9 protein-coding genes are annotated in these 16,920 nt (G+C 46.3%); 2 read left to right on the top strand and 7 right to left on the bottom strand.

What is annotated here, in order from left to right; translation table 11 throughout:
• Positions 1-219 precede the first annotated feature (219 nt).
• The 3 genes from FS628_RS23015 to FS628_RS23025 all read right to left on the bottom strand — a co-directional run bounded on the left by FS628_RS23015 (position 220) and on the right by FS628_RS23025 (position 3,839).
• On the bottom strand, positions 220-1,362 hold the full coding sequence (locus FS628_RS23015; protein WP_145325322.1) for a glycoside hydrolase family 88/105 protein: 1,143 nt from the start codon (positions 1,360-1,362) through the stop codon (positions 220-222).
• A gap of 33 nt (positions 1,363-1,395) precedes the next feature.
• On the bottom strand, positions 1,396-2,901 hold the full coding sequence (locus FS628_RS23020; RefSeq protein ID WP_145325323.1) for an extracellular solute-binding protein: 1,506 nt from the start codon (positions 2,899-2,901) through the stop codon (positions 1,396-1,398).
• An 80-nt stretch (positions 2,902-2,981) separates the two neighbouring features.
• A complete protein-coding gene (locus FS628_RS23025) occupies positions 2,982-3,839 on the bottom strand; it encodes an ABC transporter permease (protein WP_145325524.1) in 858 nt (285 codons plus the stop codon).
• 419 nt (positions 3,840-4,258) lie between these two features.
• Here FS628_RS23025 and FS628_RS23030 point away from each other — a divergent pair, with 419 nt between their 5' ends.
• Positions 4,259-5,143, top strand: coding sequence for a carbohydrate ABC transporter permease (locus FS628_RS23030; protein ID WP_145325324.1), 885 nt, complete (start codon positions 4,259-4,261; stop codon positions 5,141-5,143).
• A gap of 63 nt (positions 5,144-5,206) precedes the next feature.
• Here the strand turns inward: FS628_RS23030 and FS628_RS23035 are convergent, their stop codons facing one another.
• Complete coding sequence (locus FS628_RS23035; protein ID WP_145325325.1) at positions 5,207-7,444, bottom strand: helix-turn-helix domain-containing protein; 2,238 nt, start codon at positions 7,442-7,444, stop codon at positions 5,207-5,209.
• Between the two features lie 217 nt (positions 7,445-7,661).
• Here FS628_RS23035 and FS628_RS23040 point away from each other — a divergent pair, with 217 nt between their 5' ends.
• The gene (locus tag FS628_RS23040; RefSeq protein WP_145325326.1) at positions 7,662-8,456 is read left to right on the top strand and encodes a helix-turn-helix transcriptional regulator; all 795 of its coding nucleotides are present in this window, start codon (positions 7,662-7,664) and stop codon (positions 8,454-8,456) included.
• 592 nt (positions 8,457-9,048) lie between these two features.
• On the opposite strand, the gene FS628_RS23045 is transcribed toward FS628_RS23040, so the two are convergent.
• The 3 genes from FS628_RS23045 to FS628_RS23055 all read right to left on the bottom strand — a co-directional run bounded on the left by FS628_RS23045 (position 9,049) and on the right by FS628_RS23055 (position 16,820).
• Complete coding sequence (locus FS628_RS23045) at positions 9,049-10,473, bottom strand: glycoside hydrolase family 32 protein (RefSeq protein WP_145325327.1); 1,425 nt, start codon at positions 10,471-10,473, stop codon at positions 9,049-9,051.
• Entirely contained in the window at positions 10,470-12,140 is a 1,671-nt protein-coding gene (locus FS628_RS23050) for a glycoside hydrolase family 172 protein (protein ID WP_145325328.1), read from the bottom strand. The genes FS628_RS23045 and FS628_RS23050 overlap by 4 nt, the downstream gene beginning before the upstream one ends.
• Before the next feature lie 93 nt (positions 12,141-12,233).
• On the bottom strand, positions 12,234-16,820 hold the full coding sequence (locus FS628_RS23055; protein WP_260871152.1) for a GH32 C-terminal domain-containing protein: 4,587 nt from the start codon (positions 16,818-16,820) through the stop codon (positions 12,234-12,236).
• Positions 16,821-16,920 lie beyond the last annotated feature (100 nt).

Genomic DNA, 16,920 nt, shown 5'->3' on the forward strand with positions numbered 1-16,920 from the left:
TTCCTCCTCCGGTTTACATGTATTTGTGCAGATGTTACCCCACTGAGAACCAGATGCTCATGCAGTAAATCTTTCTGTTACCTGGCATCACCTCCTCAACATTATGTAAGCGTTATCAGTAAAAAAAAGTGCGAAAACCGGTTGTAATCCGAAACCTATCCGTATTCTTCCTGCGATCACGTTCTAGGTTTCCGATACACCGGTTCTCGTCATAGGCAATTAAACTTTGGCATGCAGCAGGTACTCGTATTCGGTACATGCGAGCAAGAAGGCACCCAATCCTTTTTGATCATTGGTTATAATCGGCTCACTTATATAATAAGCGTAACTTCCGTCACGTCGGGTATCTCCACCGAGCCCTGCCACCTGGCAGTTTTTGTAGAGATTCACCCAACCCTGATTGGTTTCCATTACGAATTCAGAGATTAATCCTGCATAAGCATGATTCAATACCGGTTCCCATTCCCGTGGTAACCATCCTAGGCGAATACCTTTGGCCAGGGCGTATACAATCATGCTGGATGCTGACGCTTCCAGGTAATTCCCTTTGCGATTCCCCTCATTCACCACCTGATACCATACCCCGCTAGTTGTATCCTGATAAGTGCGCAGAGCGGCCATCGTATCCGTGAAAATCTCAACCAACTTGTGAAAATCGGGATGATGGTTCGGTAATAACTCCAGAACATCCACTAAAGCCATAACAAACCAGCCGATAGATCTGCCCCAAAAGTTAGGCGATTGCCCTGTTACCGAATGGCTCCAAGGCTGAACGCGCTTTTCATCCCAAGCATGATAGAGCAGTCCTGTAGCATCGTCTCGGGTATGTTTGGCACACAAAATAAATTGTTTGGTTACATCATTCAATAATTCCTCTTCGGGTTCCCAACGAAGCAAGTACTCCAGATAGAACGGCGCTCCCATATAGAGACCGTCCAACCAGATCTGGTAGGGATATACTTGCTTGTGCCAGAAAGCTCCCTCTGACGTGCGCGGGTGAGTCACAAGTTGTTCACGTAACAGACCTGCTGCAAGCTTATATTTCATTTTCCCTGTCCTGTCATAAAGGCCGAACATCAGCTTGCCATTATTCAAATGATCGATATTATGTTCTTCCATCCGGTATCCCCGAACAGATCCATCATCTTGAACAAAATAATCCATATTATGCTGGATGTATTGCGCATATTGCTCATCACCTGTCGCTTGCCATAACCGTTCAAATCCTTTTAGCACTACTCCATAATCATAAGACCACTTGGCGTGGTGCCCGTTTTCTTCATAAAGCTTAGGGGTTCGCTCCATGATGGATGCGGCTGTTTTGGCTGCCCATAAATCCTTAACAGATTTCGTTTCAAGCATCTGTAGAGTTCCTCCTCCGCACTTATTTGCTGTTTATTTATTGTTTAATAAGGCTTGGTGCGCTGCCTCATATTCGGTAATGATTTTGTCTCCACCTGATTTTCTCCAGGTATCAATTGCATTCTGGAAGCCAGCACGATCCAGCTTGCCCAGGATATACTTGTAAGTCGCATCCGTGATGATTTTCTGCAATTCAGAGCCTTGTTCTGAGAACGTTGGTGATTCCAGCGAGTACACCGGGTTCAGCACGGCAAAGGTTGTATTTTCCTCAATTAACCGTGTAGATTCAATACGGAGCGGGTCAGCATCCATAATGGCATACCCGTTCTCGTTGGGTCGCGAGGAAGAAAATGGCTGTACCTCTTGCTCCCATAGCTTGGTATCAATAATTGTGGCACCATTGTTCTCGTCGAGGCTATAATGCACATCTTTGATACCGTAGGTCATTAAGGTGAACACCTCTTCACTCATCAGATCATCCATAAACTTCAGAACCCGTTTCAATTCAGCTTCGTCTTTAACTTCCGATTTTGGGAAAGCAAGCAGTCCTCCTACACCATTGGACGTGGACCATATGGCCCGGTCACTTTCATTTCCCGTTGATGTAATATCATTCACCATAACGAGTTCCATGTCGTCCTGTACGCCTTTGGCCAGATTAAACAGGCCTTTGCTGTCAAACAATGCTCCCACATATATCCCGGCTTTGCCCTGAGCAAATCCCTCTTGTTGATCCTTCTTGGCGGTTACCGCGAAATCCTGATTAATGTATCCATTCTGGTACAGCTCTTTCATATAATCCATGGCCTGGATATAACCCTCCGCTTCGAACTCGGGTGTCACTTTTCCATCCTCGCTAATGGCCCAGCCGCTTGGGGTGCCAAAGTAGGAGCTCAGTGTTTTGAATGCACCGAATACCAAGTCGCTCCGATCAATAAATCCTGTCGTATCGTTGGCTCCATTGCCATCAGGGTCTTGCTCCGTGAAGGCTTTGGCAACTTCCATTAATTCGGCAGTTGTTTTGGGTACAGGTAATCCAACATGATCGAGCCAGTCTTTACGAAGAATGACACCGTTACGTGCAACCTGTTTTTGCATGGGTATACCGTACAACTTCCCCTCAATGGATGCGGAATTACGCATATCCTGAGAGATGCCTTTCAGATTTGGATATTCATCGAGATAAGGTCCAACTTCCCAGAAGACGCCTGCTTTCAGCGCATTTCGGACCGAAGAGTTTTCCAGAATGGTCAGGGAGACGATATCAGCCAGTGAACCTGAAGCAAGTGAGGTATTTAGGCGTTCTTCCTTGGAAGCATCGGGTATCCATGAAAATTGGATATCTACATCTGTGAACTCTTCAATCTTATTAAGTACCGTATCGGTCGGCGGCGAAGCAGTATGCATGATGTTCAACCAACTAATCGTTGTCTTTCCATCGGCATTGATGCCCGTATCGTTGTTCCCCCCGGAACAAGCGGAGAGAAGTAAGGTTCCACATAACGTAAACGCTAACAATTTGAAGGATCTAAATCTCATGTGTAACTCCCCTTTTCATATTTTTTTGTAGAGCCTACATCCTCACGATTCAATTAAGTTTCGACATTGCACTTCGTTCACTAGTAGACCCCGTCCTCACCCAACTTTTTCGCCAACCGGTTAGCGAGCATAACGAGTACCAGTCCAACCAAGCCCTTGAACAACCCTACTGTGGTGCTGAAGCTTAATTGACCGTTCTTTAAGCCGGCGGTGAAGATGTACGTATCGAAAATCTCTCCCACTTCGCGATTTAGCGAATTCAGAAGCAAATACATATGTTCGAATCCGAGTTCAAGCGTGTTGCCGATTTTAAGAATAAGCAATGTAATAATGACGGGACGAATGGCTGGCAAGGTCACATGCCACATTTTACGCAACCGTGATGCACCATCCATGTCTGCGGCCTCATAGAGTTGCGTATCCACCACGGTAATGGCTGCAAGGTAGATGATCGTAGACCAGCCTGCTTCCTTCCATATAATCTGTAAGATGTACATCGGACGAAGCCACTCCGGTGATGTCAAAAAGCTGATTTTGCTTCCTCCAAAGGCTGCAATAATTTCATTGACGACTCCCCCATCTACGCTGAGGAATACATATGTGATGGATACGATGATTACCCAGGACATGAAGTGTGGAATGTACACGATGGTCTGAATGGAATTTCTGAACATCTTGTGCCGTACTTCATTCATCATTAGGGCGAGTATAATGGGAATCGGAAAGAAGATCACCAACTCCAGCGCAAACAAAATCAAAGTGTTGCTAAGCAACATGGCAAAGGTCGGCTCCGTAAACAGACGAATAAAATGCTTGAAACCAACCCATGGGCTGTCCTTGATTCCGAGAAACGGTTGATAATCCTGAAATGAAATGATAAGTCCGCCCATGGGAAAATACTTGAAGATCACAAAGTACACGAAGCCGGGAAGAATCATTAAATAGAGAAGTTTGTTGGATGCAGCCCTTCTTAAATAATGAGTTAGTCCGGTCTTTCCGTATGCGTTGCGTTGCAACGAAACGACTCCGGGTTCTGATTCTCTCACTGCTTGCTAACCTCCTCGATCTGGATTTTGCGTTGATTGCTTCCCAAGCATATTTCATGTAAGCGATTACGTACATAATCATTAGCTATTGTGGTTGAGTAACTCCGCGTGTACCGGGGCTCTAGGCCATTTTTGTATTGGTTGATTGTAGTTCAGGATTATTATTCGTCCTGCTGATTATCAGGGTTCTCTATCCTCAAAAATCACGATTCTCACCCTCTTCAAGTTCAGTAGGTGAGGATTATATACGTAATAATCTTTGCTTGTTATGGTTAGGGCAGATCATTATCCATCAAGGAGGAACAATCCATATGTCCAAAATCGCTATTCGAAAGGAACGCCTCGGAGGCGTCATATTCAACGTAATGAATTATACGCTGCTGCTTCTTTTCTCTCTGGCTTGTCTGTTGCCCTTCGTAAATGTCGTTGCCAGTTCCTTCGCCTCCACACAAGAGATTGTGCAAAAGAAGTTTATTTTGTTCCCCACGACCTTCTCTCTGGATGCCTACCGTTATATCTTTTCTACACCTACCATCTTCAAAGGACTGGGCGTATCCATATTCATCACGCTGGCAGGAACTATTGTGAGCATGACACTAACAGCGCTCATGGCTTACGGGTTATCCCGGAGATATCTTCTGGGCAGAAACTTTATCAATTTCCTGATCGTTTTCTCCATGTTGTTCAGTGGCGGCATGATTCCTACCTTTTTGGTCGTCAAAGCTGTTGGGTTAATCGACTCGTACTGGTCCATGATCATTCCTACAGCCATCAACGCCTTTAATCTGATCATCATGCGCAATTTCTTTCAGGCTCTCCCCGACAGTCTCGAGGAATCAGCCAAGATCGACGGAGCCAATGATTTTCGTATTCTGCTGCAGATCATGATTCCACTGGCCTTGCCATCGATAGCTACACTGTCCCTGTTTTATGGCGTATCCTATTGGAATACCTATATGAATGCTATTTTGTATCTCAATGAGTCCAGAATGTGGCCTCTTCAGGTACTGCTCCGCCAGATTGTCATTGTCTCCAGTGGTATGGATGGCAATAGCTCCGTTGTAGATATCGTACCTCCATCGCAAACAATCAAAATGAGTGTGATCGTTGTAGCTACCGTACCGATGCTGATTGCGTACCCATTTGTACAGAAACACTTTACCAAGGGAGCCCTTCTCGGATCGGTGAAAGGGTAAACACTCTACTGAGAACGAACAATCCCCTCGGGTTATTAACCTGAGGGGATTTGAACGTGGATTCTAATCCATTCTCATCCTGCGGTAAGCACCAGGGGTGAGATTCTCTTTTTTACGGAAGGAGCGAATAAAGTTTTGGGAGTTCTGATATCCCAGACGTTCGGCAATGTCTTTAATCGGCATATTAGTGTCCACCAGCCACTTTCTTGCCACGTCCAGTCTGAAATTCATCAGATACTCACTAAAGGTCATACTGTACTCCTTACGAAAAATACTGCTTAGATAGTTAGGCGTATAGTGCAAACGTTCACTGATCAATTCGAGCGACAAGTCCTGATCATATTCTGTGCGAACGATGGATGCCATCCGATCTGCAATGGTGCGAAATTGCTGGTTGGCCCTCTCCTGCATGCTCTCAACCATCGGATAGATGACCTCATGCACAAGAATATGCTCAATCTCTTCCGGGTTAAGCGTGTTTAACAGCCTGTGGTACAACGTGGAGTTATACTGGGTTAATAGTACGTCTGCACCAATCAATTGTTCCAATTGTATCAGATTGTTCACAAAACGAATCAGCGTAATTTCCAGGTTCATCGGATTAGGACTGTGCTTCATCATATCAGCCAGAAGTGGATATAACGTGCGCGACACTTCTTCTCTGTCCCCAAGGCGAATGGCATCGAATAGTCGGGTTTCAAGCTCTGTTGGATAATGCAATAACGTAGGCCCGCTGCTGCCGCGTGAGATATCCTCGTAGAACACAACAGACTCTTTGCCAAGCTTGAGACGTTGATATAATGCTTCAAGGCTCATATCACAAGCTTCCCGGGTATTCATCAAATCTTCGTACGGGGCACTAATGCCCACGCTGACTGAAGCAGACCAATATTCACGGGACAACATAATGATCTTTTTGGCATAGCGCATGATGACCTCTCGCATCTGAGGAGATTCCGATTCAAAGAGCAATACGGTTGCCTGCGTCCGATCGTTCAGTACGACAGGCAGCAAGCGCTGTGATGGGGGAATGATCTCCTGCACCAACTGATTCACTGTAAGCAGCAACGTATCTCTGTCCGACAAAGGACCTTCTCCGCACCGATCAATCTGAATCAGCATGGTAGCGAACACACCATCGGACGTATTGAGGTATGCGAACCGTTCAAGGTTGTTTATAATTTCTTCCCGAGTTATACGATTCTGTAGTACATTAAGAACGAATTGGGTTTCGAGCTTCGGTTTTTCCAGATGAATAAGCTGCTCCAAATGTTCTTTCTCGGATACAATGGAGTGGATGGACTGAATAATCCAATCGACTTCATCTTTGACCGTTCTCTCGGTGTGTCCCCCAAGACTGTGCTGAATTTTGCGGAATGGCTTGGCAAGATGCAAGGAGATAATGTACGCAAGAACAACCATCAGTCCCATAATCACTACAGCCATCACGATTAAGCCAATGCGGGTCGTTGATAAGGCCTGGCTGATTTCCTTCTGATCGAGCAAGGTGACGTAAGTCCAGCCATTGTAGGTGGAACGGGCATAGAGGCCAATACGAGCATCCCCGGATTCATCAGGAATCTCCATCTTTCCAGTCAGCGGTTCGCTGACTATCTGCTTACTGAGCCAGCTCATTTGCTCGCTCGACATGGCTTTTTGGTCTGTTGGCGTTGCATACAATAATTCGCCCTTTTTATTTAGAATGTAGATGGCGGCTTCCGATGGGGTCTGCAACGATTGATTTAGTGTACGCAAAGAAATATCCGACATGGCGATCGCTTGTTTTTCCTTGGAGTAGACAGGTAAGGTATGTAGTAACCGGAGGCCATCCTGGGTTTTGCTCCAGTACAATCCATTGCCGTCCGGATCAGCAAACAAATCCTGCATCTCCTGTTTCTCATCATCCGTAATTCGGGTTAACGACCCGTTGGACAGACTCCAATTTTGCCTCAGGCTTACGAGCGTGTATTGCACGCCATCAAGGCCCATCGTCGAGATATAACCGAGCTGTGAATTCAGTTCCCGATAAGCCTCGTAATCCTGACCGGTAAGTGGACTATTAATGACTGTACGAAATGATGGCGTTGTGCTGTACGTGGCAAAAGCATATTCAATCGTTTGAATTTTCTGCTCCAACGTGTTGCGCACTTGCATGATCAGACTTTGCCGGCCTTCCCCTACCCGTTCAATGACGGATTTCGTAGTGGAGACATAGATATAGCTTCCAAAAGCAACAACAATTCCGATACTTAAGAGGAGAACAGGAACAAAGATGTTGGTAAAGGTTTTGCTCTTACGCACAAAATGGCCCCCTCCATTATGAAATTCGTCAACAAGCTGTATTCAGTCGTCACGAGACGTATTCATTGTTTTGTAATCGCTTGCAAATATCAGCACAAAAATATTTCTAATGAATTATATAAACACCACACTCTTGAATTTTAACATGGCAATCGACAAGAGTGTGGACATAAAGCATTAGAAACTAGCCAAAAATTGCACAAGGAGGACATGAAAGGTGCTACCATTTTACGAGATTCGCAAAGATGATTTATCTGTAATTCGAAATGCCAAGCAGATATCTTTCCCCGCACATATGCACGGTTACATAGAAATTCTATACGTGCTATCAGGGTCTCAACGGGTTGAGATTAACGAAAAAATGTACGAGTTACATAAGGGTGATGTGGCACTGATCTTTCCAGATATAATTCATCGTTATGAAACAAGCGGGTATCCTACCACCAACGAAGTATTATTGATTATTCACCCCAAAATTTTTGGTGGCCTGTTTCCTGATCTCACCCGCTTTCACCCGGAGAACCCAATCGTTACCCAACCCTTTGTCCATGAGGACGTCGTTAGCGCTTTTGAAAGAATAAAGCGGGAAGATGATTATGCGATCAAACTAGGCTGGACCCACATCATCATGTCCCATTTATTACGAGAGATTGAATTCAAACAAATACAGCGCTCTCCTATACAAGACTTGTCCAAAAAATTAATGGAGTATTTGTCTAATCATTTTACGGAACCGATTACGTTGGATTCACTCGCTGCCGAATTTAATGTAAGTAAATATTATATTTCTCGTATCTTCTCCAATAAGATCAAAATAAACCTTCGAAACTATCTCTCCATGCTTCGGGTAGAGTATGCTTCCATGCTGATTCGTACAACGGATGCTTCTTTAACCACGATATGTGTGAACGCAGGTTTTGATAGCCAACGTACATTTAATCGTGTATTTCGAGCCATTTATGGAATGACACCGCGAGATTTTAAAAACAATGTCCACAACTATTTAAAATAACGTTTCCGCTTTTGAAAATATATTTGTGTTGCAAAACCGCACTGATTTACCCGCCTGTAGCTTTATGAATTAAGGAGGTACAGAATAATTACTTATATGCCTGATCGGTAATCGGACTATACTTGTAATTCTTTTCTAAGTAGATTCCTTGTTTTTCTGGATCGTTTGACAAGTTCCAATTGATCCGGACAAGCTCAGGAAGTACACCATGGCTGTCTAGAAGCTCATAAAGTTGTTCGTTTATCAAATCATACTGTTTAGTGGCAATCAATTTTCCAACTATACTCTGTGCTGTCCACGTTACCATGGATGCAATCACTATTGTCTTTTGTAACACTTATGCTTCATTACTTTTCGTTCACTCCTTAGTGAAATTATTATTCAAAGAGTACTAAAACAATGCAATGTAAACTTAAAACACCATGCTTCAATGAGCATGTGGAGCTCTTACTTTGAAAATGTAAAAAATCCACAACCTCTTACGGTTGTGGATTAATATGGTGGGGGCGAACCGCGGCTCTGCAAAACCACAATTCGCCATAATCGAACTGTAACTCTTGTCTAATTCAAACGAAACATTCAGAGAGTTATATTATTCTCTGATCGCAATTTTCACATTGCTGAGTTGAGCACTGCCTTGACTGACGAACAAGCCTAGCTTCCCTTGAAGAATATCATACATTCTGGCACTCATCGCAATTTCATCGTCCACGTAAATTTCGCATATCGATCCGTCAATATACACTTTGATTTCATAAGAACGATTGGGAACAAGCTGAACGGGGCGTTCCAGCTCAACCTCATAAGGGAACGTCTTTCCCCCTTCTTCCGACTGCATAATCGCCCCCCGAAAGGTAATGCGGTTCCGCTGTGGTTCCAGCGTGACATAATAGGCCGCATCTAGAGTGTCTTTTGTCCGGAGCATGAACCCAACACCTTGAGTTTGTTCAGAGAATGAGACAATAGCTGATATTTTACATTGATCGGGTAAATCTTCCGGAGTTGTACAACCGGCAAACCTATACGGTGACTCGCAAGAGATCGATCCGTCTGCGAACTCCCACTCTCCAATAATACCATTGAATTGAACAGGCAGCGTTTTGGCAAAAGCGGCATCAACTGTTTCCGGTACTTTTACGCCAAGGGTGCCATCCGCCCGTTGAACGATTTCATGAACAATCAGATTCCCACCCCAGTCCCAAGTGTCGTAATCCTTGCCAAGGGACTTCGGCGGATTCCAGCCGAATAAATCGTCATTCTTCGTCGGATTCCATCCAAACAGATAGCGCTTCTCACCGTCTGAAACGGATTTGGCGGCATAGTAGGCACGACCGTCGAAGGCATCTTCCTTTGGAGTAATCCAAGGGCCTTCCAGGGAACGGCTCATCCGGTAAAAAGTCGCAAATCGTCCGGTATAAGAGGAGTAGATCAAATACCACCAATCCCCGATCCGAAACAAATCGGGACATTCGTGTGCCCCCACGTGCAGATTTGGCGAGTACAGGGGCTCGCGGTACTCCCAAGCTTTAAGATCCTTGGATGATAGCAGTGCGGTGCATCCCTTTCGATTAGTTGGCCCTTTTGCCATCGCTGCAAGCAACATCCAGTACTGGCCTTCCTCTTCATTCCAGAATACGAAGGGATCACGCCAATCGGATAGCTCATATATGCGGTCGTCAGCGGTAAAGGTATCCTCAGGGATCGCCTCCCATGTCTTGAAGTCTCTACTTATCGCATGGCATACCCACTGCTTGCCTTCAGGAAATATGCAATAGAACATATGGTAGATGTCGTCCACTTTCAGAACGTGACCGGTGCCGCCTTCGATCTTGCAAGCTCCTTCTTCCCGATAATTCACAAAATCCTTCGTTCCAATAAGATACCAGCCGTGATCCAGGCCCTCCCGGTAGTTATCTCTCCATCCGTGCAGATAGAACAGCTTAAACTCCCCGTCTTCATAATATGGAATAACGTCTCCTACCCATGCGTTATCCGGCCGATAGAAAAATTCCTTCATCTTTTATCCCTCCTGGTGTTTAAAGTAACTAAGCGGTCATTGACCGAAACAGGCCTATAATCATCGCTTGTGCACCGCTCCTGATACCAATAAACCGTGGAGGCATACAAACATTGGTTATTTGGGCCCCATTGATTCTCTTTATATTTCTCAATAAATCCCTCGAAGGAGTTCATGAAGGGAATGTTATCACAAATATGAAATCGGCTAACCGAGGTATGTCCGTTCGCATCCAATTCGATAAACGGCTGACTGGCGAAAGCACTGTCAAACATCGGGAAGGGAGGCTCAGCCGCCCAGGCATAGCCGATGTAGTCCTCGCTGCCCGTTCCGAAAGTGGACGGAAAGGATTCGCCATCCACGAAAAATTTCTCGTCCCCTTCTCCCCACCACCAATCAATCGTTTTTCGATCCCAACGCCCATACCACCAGGTTTCGGCTTCCTCATCGGGTTTCTCCCAGGTATTGTACACGTGAAGGTGAACGCCGCAGAACCTTCCCCGGCCTTTCGTCAGCAGCAGAGGCCAATCCGGCCAGCGATCCCCTCCTTCTTTGAAGCGCTCCATGTCCAGATCCAGATAATCGTCCCGGTGCCATTTCGCATGAAAACGCAGAAGATCGTTAGTATGAGATGCTCTTAAGGGAAAATAACGGATATCAGCTGATATCTCACACGGCTGCGTTCCATCATTTTCAATTTCGATCCTGGCGCCTTCCGAAAACGGCATATACCAGTAACTGTACATTTCATGTTCATTCATACCTAGAGGCAGAGAGCGGTACGGCTTGATGCCAGGAGCGCTTCCAAAAAAATCACCCAGTGGAGCCCATACGGAGGGATCTACTTCATTGTCCCATTTCATTAAGATGGCCAATTGCCTAACCAAGATCCGCTGCTGTTCCTCGCTCTTTCGTCCAAGGTCAGTCCTGATCCGGATCATGGAGATAGCGCCGGCCCCCTGCTTATCAAAAAGCACCGCCTTGCCCCCTGCTGGTACGGATACCGTAACGTTCTCGAGGGAAGACCCTTCCGTATTCAAGAAAGAATCGATTCCTCTTTGCTGTAATACCCGATCCGCTTCGGCCAGTGCAATAGCTGACTCCTTGTCGATTCTACCATCAAAGGACGGCAGTTTGACTTCGGAAGGGAACGAAGTATAAGTGATGTGATAATAAGCGCCCCAACCTTTATCCAACAGCACCTTGCAATGTTTTTGAAAGGGAATCGGAATGAAGCTGTTTCTTCCGCGGGATAATGTAGGCGACAGATTCGGAAAATTGGCCGGGGGCCCTTCCCGGTTGAATTTTTCAAAATAATCCCGGAAGGGTTGATTGATCACAGGGGTATCGGCATGATCAATATAAATCCGGATATTTCCATCTTCCGGAAGCGCAGACCAGAATCTCCAGATCACGCCAGGACCGTCCAGTTCCATAGCGACGATGCTGTCCCCTTCCTTACGAATGAAGCCTCCTCCGTCATTGTTGGCTCCCCAATTCTCGTATAAGCCGGTCTCGGCATTATAAACAGAACTTCGGTCAAAGCTTGAGAAGCATCCTGATTTCTCACCGGCCTGCGGCGGTACCGTCAGCGATTCAAAGTCATACAGTCTTCTCACAAGGTCCTTATATAAATAAGATTGCTGCCCTTGCTTGGCTTGAGTCACGCTGTATACTCCCTTCTTGCTTACCTGTTGATCTTCTCCATTTCGAATGACAAGCTGCTCTGACTGCTCGGTTTGTTTGCGGTGACCACAGAGTTATTCGGAGGGCTGGTAGGACCGGCTGGATCGATTGGATTGGCCGAGGTATTTTGGAGTAGTCGGGTTATTCACCTTAACCGGTACATTGAAGTCATCGACGTTAATATGTCCAAAACCACCTGTGGATTGGTCAACCACCTTAATATAAAGCTCCTCGCCGATATACTGCGACGCATCCCAAATTTTCCGTTGATACTCCTCATAATTGGTGGCAGTCTCTTTAAATAGCTCTTTGCCGTCCGACGCCCGGACCAGCGCAACATACAGTTTATCGATATCACGCCCGCCGCTGACCAAGAAGTTGAGTTTACCGTTCCCGCCAAGGATGAAGTTCTGTGATTTAAGCGTTCCCGTTAAACTGTCACCGCCGGCTTCCTCATTGAAGCCCCACAAATGATAGCCTCCGGGAATTTTATGGGACGGATTGAAATAAATCGTGTCCCAGAAAAACTGGGCATCGGTCACATGGACATTCTGGAACGCGTCTCCTTCTGTAATCCAGCCTGTTAAGTCGCCTGTGGCAAAATCATGGTTAGGCAGGTCCGTAATATCGGTGTATACGGAGTTGTCCCAGTTGTCAGGCACATCGACCGGAGCAGCCGGTTCACCCATCAAGGCATTCATATTCCATACTTCCATCGACTTGACCGTTATATCGTTGTCGCCCCAGACCTGCAAGCCCAAGGAGTCGTATCTACCTACGTAGACGCGGGTTGTCAGTTTTTTCTTGTAATTGGCAAAGGCTTCAACAACCGAGCGATCGAGGAAGATATGCAGCTTTAAATTCTCCCCGTCAAGATCTACGTACCCTCCTTGAATGCCGTCCACGCGCACATCCGGATCAATGCTGCTCTTAGTTCGGTCCACATTGAATGTCTGGTCGGTCTTATCGTAGTAGATCAGAGTTTCCTCTTGGCCGTTATCGGAGCGTCGCACCTTGAGACCGAATTTCTGAGCTTCGCCTGGATCGATCTCCATCACGATCTCCAGCATGTCACCCTTGACATTTTGGATCAATTGATTGGCGGCAGCCAAATTTTTGTCTGCGAAATCAACCACCTTATCTCCCCGTAGACTCTGCAATTCCTCAATAGGCTCAATGCGCAATTCATCATTCTCATCCAAGCTCAGGGAAATCGGCAGTGCCAGATTATGAGCCCATCCAGCCTGATATTCAGCCTGCGGCGTTCTCACATTTTGCACCATGGAGTATACGACCGTTCTTCCATCAGGTGTAACCATTCCGCTCTCTGCGGTCAAATAACCATCCCCCACATCCATTTTGGAGGGAGCGTCCTGATCAGGTATAAACTTGAAGTTATCTCTATCCCAGGTTCCAATCCAGTAAAAGACTTCAACATCTCTTTGTACATCGTCAGCTGGAGGAACATGCTCTGGCTTCTCATGGGGATTAACCATAAAGATATATTTTTGTTGTCCTGCACTATCCTCACCTAGCGGCAGTAATACTGGCAGTTCCCATACCGTACCGAGCTCTGGATAAAGATTTCTATCACTAACATACAACGGTCCCTTATACTCCCAGTTGTACATATCGTCAGACACATACACCAGTGCTGTACCACTACTGAAGTCTTTAAGACCGGATGTCACCAGCTGATACCACTTGTCGGTCTCTTGGTCATACCATACAAAAGGATCACGGAACTCATTATGGATACCATTGCCGTTCTGCTCCGTTACCGGCTCAGGATATTTCACCCATTGCTCCAAATTAGGGTCCGACAGATCAGCTGGAGTCGCCAGGCCCGTTCTTTGATTTGGTGACAAAGAGTCATTTCCAGCGGTATAGAACAGAACAGGATTGCCCTCACGATCATACGCTGCGCTACCTGACCATGCACCGTCCGGATCAAGAGTTCCCGCTTCTGGTGCAAGTGCAGGCCTCACATTTTCCCAATGCACCATATCGTCACTCACCCAATGTCCCCAGTGGATTTGATGCCAGAATGGACCTTGCGGGTTATGCTGATAGAATAAATGATACTTGCCGTTATAATAAATCGGTGCATGCGCTTCATTCATCCAGTTTTGAGGAGGCATCGCATGATACTGCGGACGGTGCTGATCACCCTCAAACACACTAGGATCCTCGTCAATGTCACCATTTGGAATTTCCGGAACCGCACCGCCGTGAAGCGCCTTCACATTCTCATACTCAGCAAGGATCTCTTGACCCGTGAGCGCTTTGTTCTGCAGTTTCACTTCATCGATAAGTCCGCTGAACATATTGTAGGAGAATAATCCCGCAAACTCTGCAGATCTATTGTTTTTTCCGATTATCAGCTTTTCCGTAGAAGGTGTAATCGGAACGTTGACAGGGGTTGCTTGAGAAGCTACTTCCTGACCATTTAAATATAATTTAATGATTCCGTCCTTTTTGTCGAACGTAGCTGCCACGTAATTCCATTTGTATTTTTCGAGTGGATGGTCTTTGACCCATACCTGAATCCACTGTCCGCTAATTCCGACCTGCATTGACCATGTGCCGTGCCGGTACATCCCCAAAGCAAATCCTTCTGTCTTATCCTGATCAGACTGGTTTACGATAGCAGACAGCTTGTTTCCGTCTCCCCATTCGTAGCTGCGCGGAGCGACCCATGCTTCAAGCGTTAACGCGTCACTTACTGGCACGGCATCCTTTGCGTTGACCTCGATATCATTTGAGTATCCATCGAATAGCAAGGCGCCACCTTTTACTCCGCGCGGAGTCCATCTTGGATCTTTGGAGTCCATATATCTGGCATTATTAAACACGTAGTTTACATCATGCTCAAGATTGCTTACTTGCTCAAGCGCCTTTTTTCCTACGCCTTCATCAAGATTCATGTAGAAAATGGTTCCCGTACTATTCGCTTGAAAAGCGTCAACGGATATACGTGCTTGATTGGATTGATCGATAACTTTGACATAAAGTCTCTTATTGTAGTGCTTCTGCATTTTCCATGAAATCTTCTCATTCGCATTGACATCCCCGGTCTTCTCAAGCAACGTGTTAGTGCTGGCATCATATAATGCCACGTAGGCTTCCTGTGGATTAACGATGTCTAAAACAGTGAAGTTAATTGTCCCGGTCCCTCGAAGCGTAAAGGTATTGGAGGTAATCGAGCCCTGTCCTTCCAAGGAGGATTTGGCATAATAGTTACCTTCTTTACCAGCTTGGGCATCATTCTTCACTTGAAAAGCGTTGTCCTCAACGGTCCAGCTCTCTAAATTCCCGGTTTCAAAGCTGGGATTCTGGATTTCAGTCGGCATAATGTTATCTGCCATGACTCCTTCTTCCGGCACGAGTTCATTGAAGGTGTGGAAGGCGTCCGCAAAGATTACTCCCCAATCCGCGTGCCCATTATCGACGATCTCCACATACAGCTTCTTCCCGATATACTTGGAGAGATCGGCTTTATATTGCTCCATATTCGCGAGTCTCAGGCCCTGTGCCGGATACGGGAACCCGGACTCGTTAAATTCGGTGTTGCCGTACCTGGCAATCAGTTCACCTGTGTCCGCATTGATGACGTTCACATACACTTGATCCGTATGCTTGCCTCCGCCCAGTCTGAAGGTAATCCAGCCTGTTCCGCCCAGCTCGAAGGTGCTGGAACGAAGCTTACCTGTCGCAGTCTCGTTATACTTCAATCCGTTTAAATGATATGTGCCTTCCTGGTTATACGGGATTTGTTCAACCCAATAGGTGGTTTCGTCCGACACGCTGTTCGGACCAAACGCTTCTCCTTCTACAACCGTCCAGCCTGTTAAGTTCCCGGTTTCAAAGCTGGGATTCTCAATTTGATAGCGTTTGAAATCCGGCTTGATATCCGTGGCGATAATTCCTTCAGCCGGCTCGGATTCATGATACATGAAGAATGCATCCGCAAAGATCACGCCCCAGTCCGTGGTTGCATTATCGACGATCTCCACGTACAACTTTTTGCCCAAATATTCGGAAAGATCCGCCTTATATTGCTCCATATTGGCAAGCCGCAAGCCCTGGTCGGGATTCGGGAAGCCAACGTCAGCGAAGGCGCTATTGCCATACCGGGCAATGACCTGCCCCGTCTGGGCTTCCACGATATTTACATATGCCTTGTTTGGATTTTTGCCACCGCCAAGCTTGAAGCTGATCCAGCCGCTGCCGCCCAGCTCGAAGGTGCTGGAACGAAGCACACCGGTCGCAGCCTCGTCATGCTTCCAGCCGTTTAGATGATAAGTACCTTCCTGATTGTACGGGATTTGTTCCGCCCACCAGGTTGTTTCATTCGATACGCTGTCCTGACCGAACGCTTGACCTCTGACAACCGTCCAGCCTGACATATCCCCAGTTTCGAAGCTTGGATTTTGGATTTGATAGACTGTATCCGTAACTGACAACCCCTCGTCAGCCTTGGGAATATGATAGACCGAATCCGTAACCGACAATCCCATGTTCACCTGTAGACTGAGTGCTTCCTCAACATCAGCCATGGATTCGGCTGCGACCGAGATTCCGGGAGCTGCAAGCTGAAGAACCATCACCCCTATAACCATTCTGGAGATCCATACTTTGTTTCTTTTGGCTTCTCTCATCTACGAGCCTCCTTCGTCATTTCTTATTCATGCAAACATTCATACGTAATTTTGAAATGGCTCTCCGTATACAAGGATGCATAGTCATGAAGTAAGAGAG

The sequence above is a fragment of the Paenibacillus xylanexedens genome (assembly GCF_007676705.1).
In the GTDB taxonomy this organism is placed as follows: Bacteria; Bacillota; Bacilli; order Paenibacillales; family Paenibacillaceae; genus Paenibacillus; species Paenibacillus xylanexedens_C.

What these genes read in the sequence shown, in the direction of transcription:
- FS628_RS23015 (WP_145325322.1), bottom strand. Translation starts at nt 1,362, where the DNA reads ATGCTTGAAACGAAATCTGTTAAGGATTTATGGGCAGCCAAAACAGCC.
- FS628_RS23020 (WP_145325323.1), bottom strand. Translation starts at nt 2,901, where the DNA reads ATGAGATTTAGATCCTTCAAATTGTTAGCGTTTACGTTATGTGGAACC.
- FS628_RS23025 (WP_145325524.1), bottom strand. Translation starts at nt 3,839, where the DNA reads ATGATTCTTCCCGGCTTCGTGTACTTTGTGATCTTCAAGTATTTTCCC.
- FS628_RS23030 (WP_145325324.1), top strand. Translation starts at nt 4,259, where the DNA reads ATGTCCAAAATCGCTATTCGAAAGGAACGCCTCGGAGGCGTCATATTC.
- FS628_RS23045 (WP_145325327.1), bottom strand. Translation starts at nt 10,473, where the DNA reads ATGAAGGAATTTTTCTATCGGCCGGATAACGCATGGGTAGGAGACGTT.
- FS628_RS23055 (WP_260871152.1), bottom strand. Translation starts at nt 16,820, where the DNA reads ATGAGAGAAGCCAAAAGAAACAAAGTATGGATCTCCAGAATGGTTATA.